This window comes from Rahnella variigena, from assembly GCF_003610915.1.
Taxonomy (GTDB): domain Bacteria; phylum Pseudomonadota; class Gammaproteobacteria; order Enterobacterales; family Enterobacteriaceae; genus Rahnella; species Rahnella variigena.
Genome location: NZ_NSDJ01000001.1, coordinates 1,287,394 through 1,307,106, shown reverse-complemented (window position 1 = coordinate 1,307,106; position 19,713 = coordinate 1,287,394). Strand labels below are relative to the sequence as shown.

15 protein-coding genes, 1 tRNA gene and 1 pseudogene are annotated in these 19,713 nt (G+C 50.7%); 9 read left to right on the top strand and 8 right to left on the bottom strand.

What is annotated here, in order from left to right; genetic code table 11:
* Positions 1-53 precede the first annotated feature (53 nt).
* From CKQ54_RS06095 to CKQ54_RS06085, 3 genes and pseudogenes are all read right to left on the bottom strand, one after another.
* Positions 54-356: a hypothetical protein gene (locus CKQ54_RS06095; RefSeq protein ID WP_120162117.1), complete on the bottom strand. Its 303-nt coding sequence runs from the start codon at positions 354-356 to the stop codon at positions 54-56.
* A 73-nt stretch (positions 357-429) separates the two neighbouring features.
* Positions 430-1,289 (bottom strand): annotated as a pseudogene (locus tag CKQ54_RS06090) (tyrosine-type recombinase/integrase); the annotation flags it as partial.
* Between the two features lie 48 nt (positions 1,290-1,337).
* Positions 1,338-1,422: transfer RNA gene (locus CKQ54_RS06085), tRNA-Leu, on the bottom strand.
* 219 nt (positions 1,423-1,641) lie between these two features.
* Here CKQ54_RS06085 and ampH point away from each other — a divergent pair.
* Positions 1,642-2,781 carry a D-alanyl-D-alanine-carboxypeptidase/endopeptidase AmpH gene (ampH, locus tag CKQ54_RS06080; protein ID WP_112289449.1) on the top strand — a complete coding sequence of 380 codons (1,140 nt, stop codon included), beginning with the start codon at positions 1,642-1,644 and terminating at the stop codon, positions 2,779-2,781.
* 76 nt (positions 2,782-2,857) lie between these two features.
* On the opposite strand, the gene lptG is transcribed toward ampH, so the two are convergent.
* Entirely contained in the window at positions 2,858-3,928 is a 1,071-nt protein-coding gene (gene lptG / locus CKQ54_RS06075; RefSeq protein ID WP_112289448.1) for an LPS export ABC transporter permease LptG, read from the bottom strand.
* Positions 3,928-5,022 carry an LPS export ABC transporter permease LptF gene (lptF, locus tag CKQ54_RS06070; RefSeq protein ID WP_112289447.1) on the bottom strand — a complete coding sequence of 365 codons (1,095 nt, stop codon included), beginning with the start codon at positions 5,020-5,022 and terminating at the stop codon, positions 3,928-3,930. The genes lptG and lptF overlap by 1 nt, the downstream gene beginning before the upstream one ends.
* A 277-nt stretch (positions 5,023-5,299) precedes the next feature.
* Between lptF and pepA the strand changes: the two genes are divergently transcribed.
* The 3 genes from pepA to CKQ54_RS06050 all read left to right on the top strand — a co-directional run bounded on the left by pepA (position 5,300) and on the right by CKQ54_RS06050 (position 10,261).
* Positions 5,300-6,811 (top strand): leucyl aminopeptidase, encoded by a 1,512-nt coding sequence (gene pepA, locus CKQ54_RS06060; protein ID WP_112289446.1) that lies wholly within the window; start codon positions 5,300-5,302, stop codon positions 6,809-6,811.
* 116 nt (positions 6,812-6,927) lie between these two features.
* Positions 6,928-7,413, top strand: a complete 486-nt coding sequence (locus CKQ54_RS06055) for a DNA polymerase III subunit chi (RefSeq protein ID WP_112289445.1) — start codon at positions 6,928-6,930, stop codon at positions 7,411-7,413.
* Complete coding sequence (locus tag CKQ54_RS06050; RefSeq protein WP_120162118.1) at positions 7,406-10,261, top strand: valine--tRNA ligase; 2,856 nt, start codon at positions 7,406-7,408, stop codon at positions 10,259-10,261. The genes CKQ54_RS06055 and CKQ54_RS06050 overlap by 8 nt, the downstream gene beginning before the upstream one ends.
* 89 nt (positions 10,262-10,350) lie before the next feature.
* Here CKQ54_RS06050 and CKQ54_RS06045 read toward each other — a convergent pair whose 3' ends face one another.
* Complete coding sequence (locus tag CKQ54_RS06045) at positions 10,351-11,382, bottom strand: LysR family transcriptional regulator (RefSeq protein WP_244220171.1); 1,032 nt, start codon at positions 11,380-11,382, stop codon at positions 10,351-10,353.
* Positions 11,383-11,779: 397 nt separating this feature from the next.
* Here CKQ54_RS06045 and CKQ54_RS06040 point away from each other — a divergent pair, with 397 nt between their 5' ends.
* The 5 genes from CKQ54_RS06040 (at position 11,780) to CKQ54_RS06020 (ending at position 17,387) form a co-directional block, all read left to right on the top strand.
* Positions 11,780-12,307, top strand: a complete 528-nt coding sequence (locus CKQ54_RS06040) for a fimbrial protein (RefSeq protein ID WP_120162120.1) — start codon at positions 11,780-11,782, stop codon at positions 12,305-12,307.
* A gap of 75 nt (positions 12,308-12,382) precedes the next feature.
* Positions 12,383-12,919: a fimbrial protein gene (locus CKQ54_RS06035; RefSeq protein ID WP_120162121.1), complete on the top strand. Its 537-nt coding sequence runs from the start codon at positions 12,383-12,385 to the stop codon at positions 12,917-12,919.
* Positions 12,920-13,034: 115 nt separating this feature from the next.
* Positions 13,035-13,709 (top strand): fimbrial biogenesis chaperone, encoded by a 675-nt coding sequence (locus CKQ54_RS06030; RefSeq protein WP_120162122.1) that lies wholly within the window; start codon positions 13,035-13,037, stop codon positions 13,707-13,709.
* A gap of 38 nt (positions 13,710-13,747) precedes the next feature.
* The gene (locus CKQ54_RS06025) at positions 13,748-16,402 is read left to right on the top strand and encodes a fimbria/pilus outer membrane usher protein (protein ID WP_120162123.1); all 2,655 of its coding nucleotides are present in this window, start codon (positions 13,748-13,750) and stop codon (positions 16,400-16,402) included.
* A 16-nt stretch (positions 16,403-16,418) separates the two neighbouring features.
* Positions 16,419-17,387, top strand: a complete 969-nt coding sequence (locus tag CKQ54_RS06020; RefSeq protein WP_120162124.1) for a fimbrial protein — start codon at positions 16,419-16,421, stop codon at positions 17,385-17,387.
* Between the two features lie 59 nt (positions 17,388-17,446).
* Here the strand turns inward: CKQ54_RS06020 and CKQ54_RS06015 are convergent, their stop codons facing one another.
* On the bottom strand, positions 17,447-18,472 hold the full coding sequence (locus CKQ54_RS06015) for a M48 family metallopeptidase (protein WP_120162125.1): 1,026 nt from the start codon (positions 18,470-18,472) through the stop codon (positions 17,447-17,449).
* 3 nt (positions 18,473-18,475) lie between these two features.
* Positions 18,476-19,666: a YjgN family protein gene (locus tag CKQ54_RS06010; protein WP_120162126.1), complete on the bottom strand. Its 1,191-nt coding sequence runs from the start codon at positions 19,664-19,666 to the stop codon at positions 18,476-18,478.
* Positions 19,667-19,713 lie beyond the last annotated feature (47 nt).

The window sequence follows — 19,713 nt, the reverse complement described above, 5'->3', positions numbered from 1 at the left end:
CATGAAACATGCATTTTTAGATTCAAATAATAGGGCCGGTTAACCGGCCTTTTTCACAACCAATGTTTTGGAATGGATAAATCAAATGTACGAGCAACGTAGCTGAGCGTTTTAATGTATTCATTATATTTCGCTATATCAATAGGTTGCCCTGCTTTACGTAGTTCCAACATTCCCTGCAGTTCAGGAAGGCTATACATACCTAGTTTATAGAAATTCCCCCATGATGGCGTACCAAAGAGATTATAAATAACGATTGTGCTATCGCGCTCGCTAGCTAATCTCTTCTCTCCAGATATTTTAGTTAATGCATCTTCTGCTTCATCTTTATCGTCGTATGTATTAAGAAGCTTCATCTTTTTTGCCCATACAAGTTAATGTTCCAATTCAATTAAATGTGTCCGGGCAGCTACCGCTACCCAGACACATTTACTTATTTACTTTAGCAAAATCGAACGGACTAACCCTCTTCTTTCGATTCACATCCAGATAATCAGCCCACCACTGCACCATCAGCCTGCGCTCCCCTAGGTGCTCGGCCTTATGGATATAAGCCGCACGCACAGAGTTACGTTCCTGGTGACTCATCTGTCTCTCTACGGCATCCTTAGACCACATCCCTGACTCAATCACGGGGAGCAGGTCAGAACTACATGCCATAGTCCTGAATCCATGGCCGCAAACCTCAACTTTCGTGTCATAACCCATCACCCTGAGCGGATTGTTAACCGTGTTTTCACTCATCGGTTTACGGGGATCGTGATCGCCAACGAAAATTAAATCGCGATTACCATTTAACCGTTTTATTTTCTCAAGAACTTCAAGAGCCTGCCGAGATAAGGGTACCAGATGTGGTGTGCGCATCTTTGACCCACGGTGAGAGTGCTTAACGCCTTCCAGTGGTTCGCGATCTGCCGGTATCGTCCACATTGATGTTTCAAAATTGATCTCTGACCAACGGGCGAAGCGCAGTTCACTTGAACGGATAAATACCAGCAGCGTCATCTCTATAGCTAAACGAGTGAGCGGTCTGCCGGTGTAGGTGTCGATACGGTGAAGTAGTTCAGGAGTACGGCTAAGTTCTAAAGCGGGACGATGTTGCCGTTTTTCTGTAGCGACGGCTCCAGCCATTTCCTGTGGGGGTTGTAGTCGCTTAAACCGCTTTGTACGGCATAACGCATGATTGCTGTCGTACGCTGCTGAAGACGAGAAGATACCTAAAGACGACCTGACTTCTCTACCGCTTTGATAGGCGCCAGCAAATCGCGAGTTTTAAGTTCGATGATATTTAGGCATAAAAAAAGACACCTCTGTGGGTGTCTTAATTTTCATACTAATGGTGCCGAAGGCCGGACTCGAACCGGCACACCTTGCGGCGGTTGATTTTGAATCAACTGCGTCTACCGATTTCGCCACTTCGGCACTGAAAGTAGTATGCGGAAAACGTGGGCATTATACCCAGCCCAGCGGGTCACGCAATAGTTATCCCGTGTTGTTCGGTTTAAGTGTTGAAAAAACAGTCATACACCGCAACTCGGTGAGGATTTGCTGACAAAAATCTTCGTTTTGCCCGCGTTTTTCCGGTGCCGTTTTTCAAACTTCGCATTAGTATACAAATCACGAATAGATCTTGCCCTGTTGATGGATACCAGCTTGTTGAAAAAACTCTCACTTTCGCTCCTCGCGCTGGCCTTCGCCAGTACGCCTTTATGGAGCCACGCGCAGACTACTGCGCGTCTGGCGTCGCAGGTCGTGGATGACCATGCAGAACACATCTTTTACGGCAGTGGCGCAATGGGAATGGCGCTGGTGGTCGTTGATAATAATCAGCAGGTTTTCCGCAGCTTCGGGGAAACAAAACCGGGCTCCGATTTACGTCCGCGTGAAGACTCCGTGGTGCGTATCGCCTCGCTGACTAAGCTCATTACCAGCGAAGTGCTGGTGAAAATGGCGCAGCAGGGAAAAGTCAGCATTAATGACCCGCTGCGTAAATATGCTCCGGCCGGTGCGCGCGTGCCGGCTTACAGCGGCACAAATCCGATTACGCTGCTGAATCTGGCTACGCATACCAGCGGCCTGCCGCGTGAGCAGCCGGGCGGTGCGGCGCATCGTGCCGTCTTTACCTGGCCGACGAAAAGCGATCGCTGGACCTGGCTGAGCGTCGCAAAACTCACCGTGCCGCCGGGCGCACGCGCGTCTTACTCCAATCTGGCCTTTGACCTGCTTTCCGATGCGCTGTCAAAAGCCGCTAATCAGCCTTATACACAACTGCTGCGCGATCAAATCACCAAGCCGCTGGGCATGATCGATACCACGCTGACGCCAAATGCCAGCCAGTGTTCGCGCCTGATGGAAGGCCTGCGTCCGAGTCCGTGCATCAACACCATTGCAGCAGCGGGCAGTGGCGGCCTTTATTCAACGCCTGCCGATATGGGCCGCTGGATGCGTCAGTTCCTCGGACAGCGCACCACAACCGCCGATATGGCGCAGAAGATGTATTACAAACGTTCAGATCTGGTGTCTCTCAAAGGGATGGATGTGCCGGGCATGGCGGACTCACTGGGAATGGGCTGGGTAACGATGGCGCCAACGCCGTTGCTGCCGCGCATCATTCAGAAAACCGGCGGTGGCGGCGGCTTTATCACGTATGTCGCGATGGTGCCGCAGCGCGGTGTTGGCGTGTTCGTGGTGGTCACCCGCAGCGAACTGACCAAGTTTAAGAACATGAGTGATGGCGTGAACGATCTGGTCGCCGATCTGGTGCGTAATAACGAGATCTGACGCTCCGGCTGACAATCTTCAGACGTAAAAAAAGCAGGCTTATAAAGCCTGCTTTTTGTTTATCTGCGCTGCGGAGTTATCGTTTTTTCAGCAGTAAGAACATGCTGATGACGAAGAACAATCCGCTTGGTAACAGTGCGCCCAGTATCGGCGGAATGTTGTAAACCAGGCTTAACGGGCCGAAGATCTGGTCAAGTACGTAGAACAGGAAACCGAAGCAAATCCCGGTCACCACACGCACGCCCATCGGCACGCTGCGCAGAGGTCCGAAGATGAACGACAACGCCATCAGCATCATCACCGCAACAGACAGTGGCGAGAAGATTTTGCTCCACATATTCAGCTGATAACGTTTTGCTTCCTGTCCGCTCTGCTTGAGATATTTCACGTAGTTGTGCAGGCCGCTGATCGACAACGCATCCGGGTCGAGCGCAACTACGCCCAGCTTATCCGGCGTCAGGTTAGTTTTCCAGACACCGGTCAGGGTCTGAGAACCGGTGATCTGCAGATTGTCCGTCAGGTCAGATTCATCTACCTGAGAGAGTTTCCACTCACCGCCGTCAAACGTTGCCGAAGAGGCATAACGGACTGACTGCAATTTGTTCTGATCATTGAAATGATAGATGTTGACGCCTGTCAGCTCTTTCTCACCTGCCACACGTTCAATATAGATAAAGTCGTGACCGTCTTTCGCCCACAAACCGTTTTGCGTGGAAAGTAATGAACCGCCGTACATCTGCTGCGCACGGTAGTTACGGGCCATTTGTTCGCCCTGCGGCGCAACCCATTCACCAATCGCCATGGTCAGAAGCACCAATGGGATCGCCGTTTTCATTACGGAAGCAGCAATCTGCATACGGGTAAAACCGGAAGCCTGCATGACCACCAGTTCACTGCGTGTTGCCAGTGTACCGAGGCCAAGCAATGCGCCCAGCAGCGCCGCCATCGGGAAGAAAATCTCGATATCTTTTGGCACGCTGAGCAATGTGTATAAACCGGCACCGGCGGCAGAATATCCGCCCTGCCCGACTTTACGCAGCTGATCGACAAATTTGATGATGCCGGAGAGTGACACCAGCATGAACAACGTCATCATGATGGTGTTGAAAATAGTGCGACCAATGTAACGGTCTAATACGCCAAACATCAGGCAACTCCTCTCAGACGCGCCCGGATCTTGCGAACCGGCAAGGTATCCCACGCATTAAGCACCAATGCCAGTGCAAAGTAGAGCAGGTTCGTTCCCCACATCCAGAGGAACGGATCCAGCTTGCCTTTCGCGCCGTTAGAGCGCAGCGAGGTTTGCAGCAGGAAGAAAATCAGATACAGCAGGATAGCCGGCAGCATGCTCAGAACGCGGCCCTGACGCGGGTTAACCACGCTGAGCGGAACCACCAGCAACGCCATAATAAACACGGAAACGATCAGCGTTAAACGCCAGTTCAGCTCTGCGCTGGCTTCCGGTTCGTTAGAGTTCCAGAGTTGCGTCATGGACATCTGATCAGACTGATTCGGGTCAAGCTGCACGGTCTGATGGCCGATAACCGCCAGATAATCGGTAAAGTCCGTGACACGGAAATCACGCAACAATGCGGTGCCTTCATAACGCGTGCCTTTGTCCAGCATCACCTGTTGTGAGCCGTCAGCACGCTGCAGCATGTGCCCTTTATCTGCCACAACGACAGAAGGACGCTGATTACCGTTCGGACGCAGCTGAGCCAGGAAGACGTTATGGAATTCTTTGCCTTTTACGCTGCCGACGAACAGAACCGCATTGCCGTTTTGTGCCTGCTGGAACTGGCCTTCGACCATCGCGGCCATGCTAGGGTTGGCTTTCGCCTCCGCCAGCACTTCATCCTGATGTTTGGACGACCATGGACTCAACCAGATAGCGTTGGCGCCAGCAAAGATTGACGTAAATAGCGCCAGAACCATTGCAGCGATGACCAGTGAGCGTTTTCCGAGACCACAGGCATGCATGACCGTGATTTCACTGTCGGTATAAAGTTTACCGAGCGTCATCAGCAGGCCAAGGAACAGGCTGAGCGGCAGAATAAGCTGCGCCATTTCCGGAACGCCAAGGCCCAGAAGAGAGAGGACTAAATTTGTTGGGATATCGCCATCCACCGCTGCTCCGAGCACTCTTACCAGCTTCTGACAGAAGAAGATAAGAAGCAAAATGAACAGAATGGCAAATTGGCTCTTGAAGGTTTCCCTAACCAGATATCTAATGATGATCACGCTTAATACGCCTGTGAAAACTTGTCTTTTTGAAGGAAAATCGCTAGTTTCATCGCTAATCCGTCATTTATTCTCATCATATGGCAACCTTCGCAGCTAAAATAGTATTACAACACCGAGAATTGGGGTGTCCTATAGGAACTTGCTTATAGCCGCCAAAATAAAAACTAACGCCGTTTAGGTTAACACAGGTCGTTAACACAATGACGGGAGAGTGTCTCCGGCGACTCATTCTAGCCGTACCTCCCGCCCTTGTCTTTAAGATTCAGGAGAGTGCATGGAGTTCAGCGTAAAAAGCGGTAGCCCGGAAAAACAACGCAGTGCCTGTATTGTAGTCGGCGTTTTCGAACCGCGCCGCCTGTCACCGATTGCCGAACAACTCGATAAAATCAGTGATGGCTACATCAGCGCCCTGCTCCGCCGTGGCGAACTTGAAGGCAAAGTGGGCCAGACCCTCTTGCTGCATCATGTACCGAATATTCTTTCAGAACGCATTTTGCTGATTGGTTGCGGCAAAGAGCGCGAGCTGGATGAGCGCCAGTACAAACAGGTGATCCAGAAAACTATTAACACCCTCAACGACACCGGTTCAATGGAAGCGGTTTGCTTCCTCACCGAGCTGCACGTGAAAGGACGTAATACTTACTGGAAAGTGCGTCAGGCCGTCGAAACCTCGAAAGAATCGCTTTATACCTTCGATCAGCTGAAAAGCAATAAAACCGAACCGCGCCGTCCGCTGCGTAAAATGGTCTTCAACGTGCCAACCCGCCGTGAACTGACCAGCGGTGAGCGCGCCATTCAGCACGGTCTGGCGGTTTCAGCCGGTATCAAAGCGGCGAAAGATCTCGGCAATATGCCACCAAACATTTGTAACGCCGCTTATCTGGCGTCACAGGCCCGTCAGCTGGCAGATGCGTTCAGCACCAACATTACTACCCGCGTAATCGGCGAACAGCAGATGAAAGAGCTGGGGATGAATGCGTATCTGGCGGTAGGTCAGGGTTCGAAAAACGAATCACTGATGTCGGTGATGGAATATAAAGGAAATCCTAATCCGGACGCTAAGCCTATCGTGCTCGTCGGTAAAGGTCTGACCTTCGATTCCGGCGGTATTTCCATTAAGCCAGCGGCTGATATGGATGAAATGAAGTATGACATGTGTGGTGCTGCGGCCGTTTACGGTGCGATGCGTGTGGTGGCTGAACTGAATCTGCCGCTGAACGTAATTGGCGTGCTGGCAGGCTGTGAAAACATGCCTGGCGGTCAGGCGTTCCGTCCGGGCGATATCCTGACCACCATGTCAGGCCAGACGGTAGAAGTGCTCAATACTGACGCCGAAGGCCGTCTGGTGCTGTGCGATGCGCTGACCTACGTTGAACGTTTCGATCCTGAGCTGGTGATTGACGTTGCTACGCTGACCGGCGCGTGCGTGATTGCCCTTGGCCATCACATCACCGGTTTGCTGTCGAATCACAATCCGCTGGCGCACGAGCTGATCGGTGCATCCGAACAGGCGGGCGACCGCGCATGGCGTCTGCCGCTGGCTGATGAATATCAGGACCAGCTGGATTCCAACTTTGCGGATATGGCGAACATCGGTGGCCGTCCGGGTGGTGCTATCACCGCCGGTTGCTTCCTGTCGCGCTTTACCCGTAAATACAGCTGGGCACATCTGGACATCGCCGGTACCGCATGGCGTTCAGGTAAGAATAAAGGGGCGACCGGCCGTCCGGTTGCGCTGCTGTCACAGTTCCTGCTGAACCGCGCAGGGCTTGATGGCGATGAGTGATTCCCCGGCTAAATAAGTTATAATCTTCGGTATCAGGATCTGGTTCGCCAGGCCTCTTACAGGCGGGCGCACCAGTTGCGCCCCTGTTTTTTTCTCAGCAGCACAGTGAACTCATCATGAAACAGGCAACCTTCTTTCTTCTCGATGCGCCCGACGCCAGTGGCGAGCTTAGCTCACACGAAGCGCTGGCCTGTCTGGTCGCCGCTGAACGTTACCGGATGGGCAAACGTGTTCTGCTGGCCTGTGAAGATCAGAAACAGGCCGAGCGTCTGGATGAAGCGCTCTGGCAGCGCGATCCCAGTCACTTTGTCCCGCACAATCTGGCCGGAGAAGGCCCGCGCTTTGGTGCCCCGGTCGAGTTATGCTGGCCGGGCAAACGCGGCAATGCGCCGCGCGACCTGCTGATCAGCCTGATGCCAGAATTTGCAGATTTTGCTACTGCTTTCCATGAAGTGGTAGACTTCGTTCCTTACGAAGATTCCCTTAAACAGCTTGCGCGCGAACGCTACAAAGCCTATCGCAGCGTGGGTTTCTCTTTGACGACGGCCACGCCGCCCTCAGTCACCACATCGACCGACGAAAATACGAAGCGAAATGGATAAGACATATAACCCGCAAGACATCGAGCAGCCGCTTTACGAGCACTGGGAACAACAGGGCTATTTCAAGCCGCATGGTGATACCAGTAAAGAAAGCTTTGCCATCATGATCCCGCCGCCGAACGTTACCGGCAGCTTGCACATGGGTCATGCTTTCCAGCAAACCATCATGGACGCCATGATCCGCTATCAGCGCATGCAGGGTAAAAATACGCTGTGGCAGGCGGGTACCGACCATGCGGGTATCGCAACGCAGATGGTGGTTGAGCGTAAAATCGCGGCTGAAGAAGGCAAAACCCGTCACGACTATGGCCGTGATGCATTCATCGACAAAATCTGGGAGTGGAAAGCAGAATCCGGCGGCACGATCACCCGTCAGATGCGCCGTCTGGGCGATTCCGTGGACTGGGAGCGCGAGCGCTTCACCATGGATGAAGGCCTTTCCAACGCCGTGCGCGAAGTCTTTGTACGTCTGTACAAAGAAGATCTGATTTACCGCGGCAAACGCCTGGTGAACTGGGATCCGAAACTGCGTACCGCTATCTCTGATCTGGAAGTCGAAAACCGCGAATCCAAAGGGTCCATGTGGCACCTGCGTTATCCGCTGGCTGACGGCGCGAAAACCGCTGAAGGCAAAGATTATCTGGTGGTCGCCACTACCCGTCCGGAAACCGTGCTCGGTGATACCGGCGTGGCGGTTAACCCGGAAGACCCACGTTATAAAGATCTGATCGGCAAAGAGATCATTCTGCCGCTGGTGGGACGTCGTATTCCGATTGTTGGCGATGAACACGCCGACATGGAAAAAGGCACCGGCTGCGTGAAGATCACCCCTGCGCATGACTTTAACGACTATGAAGTCGGTAAACGTCACGGCCTGCCGATGATCAACATCCTGACTTTCGATGGCGATATCCGCCAGACCGCTGAAGTATTTGATACTAACGGCGAAGAAAGCGATGCATGTGCCAGCGATATTCCTGAGCAGTTCCGTGGCCTGGAGCGCTTTGCTGCGCGTAAAGCCGTGGTCGCTGCATTTGACGAAGCCGGCCTGCTGGAAGAAATCAAACCTCACGATCTGACCGTTCCTTACGGCGACCGTGGGGGCGTAGTAATCGAGCCGATGCTGACTGATCAGTGGTACGTGCGTACTGCGCCGCTGGCAAAAGTCGCTGTAGAAGCCGTTGAGCAAGGTGAAATCCAGTTCGTACCTAAACAGTACGAAAACATGTATTTCAGCTGGATGCGTGACATTCAGGACTGGTGTATTTCTCGTCAGCTGTGGTGGGGACACCGCATTCCTGCGTGGTATGACGCCGAAGGCAACGTGTTTGTTGGCCGTGACGAAGCGGAAGTGCGCAGTGAAAATAATCTGGGCGCAGACGTTGTGCTGACTCAGGATGAAGACGTGCTCGACACCTGGTTCTCTTCCGGTCTGTGGACATTCTCCACGCTGGGCTGGCCAGAACAGACGCCTGACCTGAAAGCATTCCACCCTTCAAGCGTGGTCGTCAGCGGCTTCGATATTATCTTCTTCTGGATCGCGCGCATGATCATGATGACCATGCACTTCGTGAAAGACGAAAACGGCAAGCCACAGGTTCCGTTTAACACCGTTTACATGACCGGTCTTATCCGCGACGACGAAGGGCAGAAAATGTCCAAGTCCAAAGGCAACGTTATCGATCCGCTGGATATGATCGACGGTATCTCGCTGGAAGACCTGCTGGAAAAACGTACCGGCAACATGATGCAGCCGCAGCTGGCAGAGAAAATCCGCAAGCGCACCGAGAAGCAATTCCCGAACGGCATCGAACCGCACGGCACCGATGCCCTGCGCTTCACGCTGGCCGCGCTGGCGTCTACCGGTCGTGACATCAACTGGGATATGAAGCGTCTTGAAGGCTACCGCAACTTCTGTAACAAACTGTGGAACGCCAGCCGCTTCGTGCTGATGAACACCGAAGATCAGGATTGTGGCCTCAACGGCGGCGAACTTGAGCTGTCACTGGCTGACCGCTGGATCCTCGCGGAATATAACCGCACGGTGAAATCGTACCGTGAAGCGATGGATAACTACCGCTTCGATCTGGCTGCCAGCATTCTGTATGAATTCACCTGGAACCAGTTCTGCGACTGGTATCTGGAGCTGACCAAGCCGGTCATGAACGGTGGCAACGAAGCGCAACTGCGCGGCACCCGCCATACGCTGGTAGAAGTGCTGGAAGGTCTGCTGCGTCTTGCGCATCCGATCATTCCGTTCATCACCGAAACCATCTGGCAACGCGTGAAATCGCTGAAAGGCATCACAGCAGAAACGATTATGCTGCAACCTTTCCCTGAGTTTGATGCAGCGAAAGCAGACGAACTGGCGCTGGCCGATCTCGAGTGGATCAAGCAGGCGATCATCGCTATCCGTAATGTGCGTGCCGAGATGAACCTGTCTCCGGCCAAACCGCTGGAACTGCTGTTGCGCGGCGCAAGTGCCGATGCACAGCGTCGTGTGGAACAGAACCTGAGCTTCATTAAGTCTCTGGCGCGTCTGGGATCCATCACCGTTCTGCCTGCCGGCGACAAAGGCCCGGTGTCTGTCACCAAACTGGTGGAAGGCGCAGAGCTGCTGATCCCGATGGCCGGTCTGATTGATAAAGATGCCGAGCTGGCGCGTCTGGACAAAGAGATGGTGAAGCTGGATGGCGAGATTGCGTCCATCGAAGGCAAACTGTCTAACGAAGGTTTTGTGGCGCGTGCGCCTGAAGCCGTTGTCGCTAAAGAGCGCGAACGTCTTGCTGCCTGCGGTGATGCAAAAGTGAAACTGGCAGAACAGAAAGCCACGATCGCGGCGCTGTAATCTTAGCCTGATATAAGCGTTAAACCTTATATAAACAAATGCCAGTCAGGGAAACCTGACTGGCATTTTTTATTTCTGCAACAACCTGATTAACGCGGGGTATTGTTCTGAAACTCCTGCATAAAGATATCTGTCATCTTTCTCACCAGCGTGGAGAAAAACTGGTTATTGAGTGCAGCTTTATTATAAATCATATAGATCGGCTGAGAAGGCAACGTCACTTCCATCTCGAGCCTTTGAATATCAAAAGAGTCTTTCATTTTTTGATAGAAACGTTCCGTAACAAAAGCCAGCATATCGGATGATTCAACCATCGAAATAATAGAAAGCAGCGAAGGGCTGATAAACCGACATTTCCTGTCAAGTTGCAGCAGAGCATTCACATCCAACCGGTTAGACAAAAGACTGGCACTCTCGGAATCTACAAAAATATGGCTTTCCTCCGCGGCCTGCTCTCGTGTCAGGCTACCGTTCAGGCGCGGATGAGATTTCCGGCAAATCATCACCGGTATTTCACTGGAAATATGCTGACTGACACGAGAGTGACTTACGTGAGGATGTATATCGAAAATAATGTCAGCCTTACGGAAAATCAGCGCATCTTCCGCTTCAGCAATCGAATTGCCGCTGATGCTGTGCACTATCTCACAGTCGGGTGCAATTTCGTCCAGCACCTTACGCATTACGTTAATCGTAAACATAGAGATGTATGGCGAGCAGTGAACCACAAGTCGGGTCGGCAGAGAATCAAACGAAATATTCTGCAGCTTGGCAATCATATTGTCATAAGCTTCAGCCAGCCCTTCATGTATACCAATCGCGACGGTGGTCGGCGCCAGCGCCTTTCCGTCCCTGATAAACAACGCATCATTATAATGAATACGTAAACGCCCCAGAGCCTGGCTGACAGCTGAAGGGGTGATGCCCAGTGCATCCGCGGCTTTCGTCCCACTGCGATGAATAAAAACTGCCTCAAAGGTGGTTAAAAGATTGAGATCAAAATTCTTCACCATCTTAAAACGATCGGTGAGCGTGTTTTCTTTCATGCTGTCCAGTCCTCTGATCTCTGGTGAAATGCGTGAGTTCGCATCCTCACCATCTATCATAGTCAAGATACTCAATTTTGGTCTCCTTACCTGTACTTAAATTTCTTATAATTTGATGAGTAAAAGATGGGGATTCATTATTAATAGTCTCTTAAGGATAAAACTAATAACAACAAACAAAGGGATATATCAGGTATTAAATACACTTTACTAAACTATACCTTTAACTAACTTAAATTGAAATCCGCCGTATTTTTTCAAAAATAAAAATATCGTATAAATCCACCATGATTCATACAGATATATCCATTCTTAAGTTTACTGAATAGTACATTCAGTGAATGCCATGGTGATTCATACGACAACTAGGAATAATGCGCTCCAACGATAAGGGGTACCGGCTTATAAAATCTCTTTATCATCCACCACCCGCTCTTATGAAGAGCGTGTTTGTTAAAATAAAGGAATAGTAATGAAAATGACTTCGTTTTTTAAAATGAGTGTACTGGCTGCCGGTATGGTTGCAGCAATGGGCGCAAACGCTGGTGATACTGGTACTTTGAATGTTACTGGTACTCTTATTGCAACTTCATGCACAGTTGATGCAAGCAGCACCACTGACGTGCCATTTGATACCCTGTCCGCTGAAAGCTTTGCAGAAGTTGGCGCAATTTCAGAGAAAAAAGACATCGTCCTGAACCTGACTGAATGCCCTATTTCTCAGACTGGCGTAATGTTTACTGCGAACGGTGCATCTGATGCAACTAACAACCAGTTGCTGGCACTGGCTTCCGATTCAACGGCAAGCGGCCTGGGTATTGCGATTTACAACAAAGGCGGCGACCTGATCCCAATGCATTCTGCTTCTGCAGCTGCACCGATCAATGCTGAAACCGGCGTTGCGACCATTAATCTGGAAGCGGCAGCAATGTCTACCTCTACAGACGTTACCGGTGGTGCATTCAACGCAACAACTACTTTTGTTCTGTCTTACAACTAATATTTCCCGATTTATTAGCTTGCTGAAAATTAAACACCAAGTTAATAGAATTTGGTTAAAAGGATTAAACCGATCATGAATATGAAAAAATTAAGTGCTGCTGTAGTTGTTATGTTGGGTCTGGGTGTTTCAGCTGCTCAGGCAGATGATGGTTCCCTGAACTTCACCGGTGAAGTGAGCGCAAGCTCTTGTTCAGTTGCTGCAAGCAGCACTGTCGTGCCAGTGACTTTTGATAGCTACGCTGCATCATCATTAAATAATATGGCTGCTGGTGGTACTTCAGCAGGCTTGCAGCGACCATTCAGCATCACGCTGGCTGGCTGCCCGGAAGGTTTGTCTGTTGCTAAAATTAAGCTTGATGGCAAAACTTCTGGCATTACCCCAAATGTATTTGTTGGTAACTCAACTGCACGTTACGTGGGTATTGTGATTTCCGATGCTGCAACCAACACTGTAATTACACCAAAAGAATTTGGTGGTGCTCAAGAAATCGTTCCTGGTGCAACAAATACCCTGAACTACCTGGTTGGTTTAACTAAAACCACCACTGAAAGTGCTGCTGTTGCAGGTACTATTGATGTGCCAGTAACTTTCACTATGTCTTACGAGTAATATCCTCTGTAATACGTGTGTTTTTTAATAAAATGGCTGAGGTAACCCTCAGCCATTTCATCTAATTCCATCAAAATTACAGTGAGATCATTACCTTCAACTATTAAGGTTAATTATGTCATTTTATAAAAAGTCCATTTTATCTTTATTGCTGATCGCATTATCTGCACCTTCATTTGCTGGTTTTTCTGTCGGTGCCACCCGCGTTATCTATAACGGCAATATGAAAGAGGCTTCACTCTCTGTTAAAAATACCGAAGACTCTAATGTTTATCTTATTCGCTCCTGGGTAAGTTCTGACAAAGCAGGTGAGAAGGTACCTTTTATTATCACTCCGCCTCTGTTCCGCATCGAACCAGGTCAGGATAATGCCGTGCGTATTACCCAAACTTCGTCGTCATTAGCGCAGGACAAAGAGTCTGTTTACTGGATCAACACGCTGGCTATTCCTCCTGCATCTAAAGAAAAGAATTCCCTGCAGTTCTCTATCAATACCCGCATCAAACTGATCTATCGCCCGACGGCATTGAACAATAAAGACGCGATTGCCAAAGCGTATCAGCAACTGACTTTCACACGCTCAGGCAGCGCAATCACTGCCAGTAACCCGACGCCTTATTACGTCAACATGACTAAAATCAGCATCAATGGCAAAGAGTTAAAAGAAGGTTATATGGTGCCACCAAAATCCTCGCTAAAAATTGACAATATTCCGATGGGAAACAGCATCGTCTGGCAGGCTATTAATGACTTCGGCGGATTAACAGAAAAAGCCAAAGCATCAATTTAATTAAGTTGAAAAATTAAAATCGGGAATGTCTGTTTATTATGGAAAATAACAATATTAAAAATCGTCAGGACAAAGACAACACCAGAAGAAAAGGTGATAAAAGAAAGAGCGGCGCATTTAACGGTAACGCTGCTGCCCGCTCTTTTTTATTAAAACCCTTATCCTTTTTCATATTGTTATCTCTTCCCGGGTTGGCTTTTTCTGCAGAAACGTTTAACGCGGAAATGCTTAAAGCCGTCGGTGATGGCGGCGATATGGAAAACGTCAATCTGGATTATTTCGCTGAAAAGGGCGGGCAGATGCCCGGCACTTATCAGGTGGATATCTACCTGAATAACCAGCAGGTCGACTCACGTAACGTTGAGTTTGTCAGCCTGCCGGATGCACCCGGTAAACTCTACGGGGCAATCACCCCGGCGGAGATGGCGGAATACGGCGTCAAGCTGGACGCATTTCCGGATCTGAAAGCCGTTGCACCTGATGCACAGCTGACCAAGCCACTGAGTGCCTATGTGCCGCAGGCCACTGAAAATCTTGATATAAACCGCAAGCGTTATGACATTACCGTACCGCAAATCGGTGTAAATATGCGCCCGCGCAACTCGGTTGACCCGAAGCGCTGGGATAACGGTATCGCCGCCTTTATGCTCAATTACAGCTATTCCGGCTCTACCACGCAGCGCGACGACAGCGGTCAGTCAAAGAGTAACTTCGTTAACCTGCGCAGCGGGGCGAACCTCGGCGCGTGGCGTCTGCGTAACTATTCGACCTACAGCAATCAGCAAGATGACGGCTCGCACGGCGGCGAAGACACCAGCACCAGCAAGTTCGAATCAATAAATACCTATGTGCAGCGAGACGTGCGTTTCCTGCAGGGCGGGCAACTGACGCTGGGCGAATATTCCACGCCCGCCGACGTGTTTGATAGCATCCAGTTTACCGGTGCGCAACTGGCCTCCGACGACCAGATGCTGCCGGATTCCATGAGCCAGTTTGCGCCGACAGTGCGAGGCATTGCCAAGTCTAATGCACAGGTCACTATCAAACAGAATGGCTATGTGATCTACCAGTCCAACGTTTCGCCGGGGCCGTTCGCCATCACGGATCTCTATCCTTCCGGTAACGGCGGCGATATGGAAGTGACGGTAACGGAATCTGACGGCTCTACCACCAAATTCAACATCGCCACCAGTTCAGTGCCGATTTTGCAACGTGAAGGCCGCTTCAAATACAACCTGGCCCTGGGTAAATATCGTTCAGGTAATGACGATACTCAGACCCCGAACTTTATTCAGCTGTCCAATATTTACGGTCTGACGGCGCGCACCACCGTCTACGGTGGCGTGCAGTATGCCGAAAACTATCGTGCGGCTAACGTCGGCGTTGGTTTTGACTTAGGTTCCGTGGGTGCTGTGTCATTTGATGCCACCCAAGCCACCAGCGAGTTTGATGATGCGCTGGGCACCAAAAAAGGTCAGTCCTACCGGGCGATGTATGCCAAGAACTTTGAGGCAACGGACACTAACCTGCAAATCGCCGGTTACCGTTACTCTACCGAAGGCTACTACGCCTTCAGTGACGTGCAGGATTACCAGAAAGACACCGACAACGATTTCGACAACTATAACCGCTCGCACAATCAGCGCAGCAAAATGCAGTTATCCGTCAACCAGTCAATCGGCGACTACGGGTCGATTTATGTCAGCGGCAGCCAGCAGGATTACTGGGGCGGCGACGGTAAAGAGAAGCTGTTACAGCTCGGTTACAACACCAGCATTTACGGCATCTCCTACGGCTTTAACTACAACTACTCGAAAAACCCGGGCATGACCGAGGCAGATCAGGTGTTTGCCTTCAACATGTCGGTGCCGCTCGATAAGTTCATGGGGCCATCCGGCACCTGGGCAACCTACAACATGAGCACCAAACGTCATGGTTCTACCGTTCAGCAGGCCGGTATCAGCGGCACCTTGCTGGATGATAAAAACCTGAGTTATTCCGCACAGCAGGGATATGAAAATCAGGGCAGCGGTGCGTCCGGTAATGCCAGCATGGATTACAAAGGCGGCTCCGGCGAAGGCAGCCTCGGTTACAGCTATGACCAGGATACCCGCCAGTGGAGCTACGGCATTCAGGGCGGCGTACTGATCCACGAAAACGGCATCACGCTGTCACAACCGCTGGGCGATACCATCGCGCTGGTGAAAGCGCCGGGAGCCGATGACGTTGATGTCGAAAACAACAGCGGCGTGCACACCGACTGGCGTGGCTATGCGGTCGTGCCGTATGCCCAGCCATACCGTAAAAACAGCGTGACGCTGGAAACCGAAAGCTTTGCTGATGATGTGGATATGGACATGAACACCCAGACGGTGATCCCAACCCGCGGCGCGGTAGTGCGTGCGGACTTCAAAACCCGCGTCGGTCAGCGTGCTTTAGTGCAAATGTTGTTCATGGGTAAACCGGTGCCATTTGGTGCCACCGTCAGCCTGCTGGATAAAGACAGCACCGTCACCGGCATTGTCAGTGACAACGGCGAAGTGTACCTGACCGGCCTGCCGGAAACCGGCAACATCATGGCGAAATGGGGCAACGGCAGCAACGAGCAGTGTAAAGGCGCTTACACGCTGGCTGGCAGTAATGCCAGTGACCCGTCTGCGCTGATCAAACAAATTACGGCGCAATGCCACTAAGGCATGAGGAAGTAACATGAAGAATTTGAGCAATATTTTAATAAAAATCGGCGCTGTCAAGCCAGGTCTCCGGTTACTGCTGGGATTACTGTTATTGATCGGTGGCGTGAATAACGCCATGGCGCTGGGCACCTGTGATTTTGTACCTAACCCAGTGGTACTGATGGTAAACGACGAGGTTATCGCAAATGAGAGCGTTCCGGTGGGCGGGGTTTTAGCAACCAAAAATTACAACCTGAACCTTAAGATAACTGAATCCTGCGCCGGTGAATATAAAAGGAGCATACCAATAAATACTGCACAGTATTCCATCATTAATTCAAGAACCAGTAACAGTGGTGTCCAGGGAGTAGGACTCCGAGTTTATGTGAATGACCAGATGGTAACCTCAGATGGTTCGAATGTAATCATTCAGGGGGACGGCAAAACCCCTTATTATATTAATACGGTCAGGGTTGAATTTATTAATACAGGGGAAATCGTCCCCGGCAACGTAACTCAGGGGATATTTGCCCCTGTACAAATTGAGGACAGTACTGGAATCCATAAGTATTTTACAATACAAATGGGTGATATATTCGTGAAAAGGAGATCGTGTGATATCACCGGTTCAAGTGCTATTCCGGTCCCGATGGGCACTGCCAAAAAAGAAGATTTTACCGGTAAAAATTCAACGCTCACACCGGTAAATATCAAGATCCCTCTGCAATGCCTGGCAGACACCACGGTGAATATCAGCTTCGATGCCACCTCTACTCAGGGAAACGGTATTATTGATTTGACCAAAGGCGGGGCGGAAGGCGTAGGGATTCAGCTGAAAATGAATAATACGCCGGTTGAATTTGACAAAAAATTATTTGTTGCCACAACCACCCAACAAGGGGCCTTAGACATTCCCCTGACGGCGGCATATATACAAACTGCCGATGATATTGCACCTGGTCCAGCCAATGCGGTGGCGAACTTTACCATAACCTACGAATAAGCTTTAACGTCTGACGGGTTCTTTTAGCAGAGCCCGTCAGACACCTTTGCTAACAACACCTACTCCCTCTCAGCCTCCATGATATGCTCTATTCGCGACGCCATAGCCGGATGCGTACTCAGCCAGTCAGGTAGATATTTATTCGCTTTCTCATTCTGCGCCTCTGCGGACAAACGACGGTAAATCTCAGCCATTTGCGCAAGCGAGCGCCCTTCCCGCTTCATTTCAACAATCGCCCAGTCATCCGCCTCACGCTCCATCCCGCGCGAAAACTGCAATTCATTCGCCAGCGATGCAGTCTGTAATAACGTATCCCCGATCCCGCTGACATCGCCGGTCATCCACAACAACGTCAGTGATACCAGCGAAGATCGCACCAGCATGCGCATCGGATGCCGGTAAGCGTGATGACCCATTTCGTGCAACATCACACCCGCCAGTGCGTCATCTCCGGGGCTCAATGCCACCAGTTTATCGCTGAGGATCAGCGTGCCATCTGCCAGCATAAACGCGTTGGCGAGGTCCGGGATATTCATCAATTTCAGTCTGACCGGCGTACGGTCATGGCGTAATGAAGGCGGCGTCAGTTGCTGAAAAAGCCGCTGAAGGGCTATCTGTTTTTCCTCAGGCAACGCCGAATCCCGGAAATCACTGGCTCTCAAAAGTGCCAGCGTATGACGCCCGAGATTTTGTTCTATCGTCGTCGGAATTCGCTGCGCAATGACATTGCTTGTCCACGGCAGCACGCCCCAGATATAAAAGGCCACCAGCACGCAGGTCGCTGCCAGTGTGAGAAGCACGCCGCGTTTATGGCTTTCCATGCGGTATATCCAGCCCGGCCTGCGATGCTGCCGCAGCCAGCGCCGGAACGCACTGTCATCAGCAGGCACAAAACGGCCACCGTCGGGAAAAGTCACAAAAAGAGGAATGGAACCCAGCGCATCAGAAACCTCAATATCGCGCAGAGAAAAAACCTGAATTGCAGGTGGCGCATCAAGAGTCAGACGCTGATCGTCGTCCAAAAAAAGGCGGGCAGCCTCACGTGCTGCCCGTCCCGCAGGCTGATAAAAGCCTTCGATGATCATGTTTTACATACCGATGCCGAGATCAAATGCCTGCACGACTTCTTCTGCTACCGCTGTATTGGCCGCATCATGATGAGCATTAACGTCAGGCAAGGACAGATCGCCTACCACCGCAGTGCGCTCCGCCATATATCGCGCAGCGCGGACATGCGCCACTGGCGTTGCCAGACCCAGCGAGAAGACCACAATCAGCGCATTGGTGAAAAGCAGTCCCAGATAAGAAGCGGTTTTCATGGATGAACGCAGTTTTACACGCTCACCGATGTGCGTCTGATTTAAGACATAATTACGTACGGCGACCACCTGATAACTGGCCACAACCAATGCACCGACGATCAGCACGACGAAAGCCATGAGGAAGCTGAACAAGTTACTTAACAGCATTGCACCGGCCATATCATCAGACATCGCCCCCATCGCAACCATCTGGTACATCGTGGTGAAGAACGAGCCCATCAGCCAGAACGCCACAATCAGGAAAGGCAGGAATAATACGATGGCTAATAAGCTGTACTTAATAAAGGTCGACTTTTTCAGCTCTGCGCGGAAAGCAGTATTTCCGAAAAAGTGATTATTGATGTACAAGTCATGCGTCATCGCGCTGATAATACCCTGAACCGCCGCAACGCCCGGAACCAAGGCCACGACAACTATTATGACGCTTATTAATATGGCGCTAATACTGGCCATCTGAACTGCAATCAACACCACGGCAGTAATCGGAATATACAACGCCAGCATTAATAAAATCGGGCACAGATACATTGTCCAGTAAGCACGCCCCACTTTGCAGTGATAGTTGAAACGCACACCGCGGAAGCTGGTCATGATCGCGTTATAGCGCCAGCTGCGGATCACTACCCACGGCAGTAACGCCAGAAAAGCCAGCGCAATCAACAATGCTAACTGAGGGAGTATCGCCGCCAGAATATAGAAAACAATAATGCCGCCGATCACCAGCAGACGCCCTTTCAATATTTGAATGGGCTTTGCGTGATAGTCAAAACGATCTCCGTTAATTTCGGTATTACCTAAAAAATAACGGCGACGACGAACGGTCGCCCAGGCAGAATAAATCCCCAGAGTAATGATGGTTAATAATGCATTAACCAGCCATATTGCGAAATATTCCCCGCCCTTGCCATGAAAACGCACCTGATGCAGGTTATCGTTGTAGTGATTATTATCTGACATTTTTATCTTTCGTCCTGAAAGGAATGAGAAACACCCTTCTTAAAAAA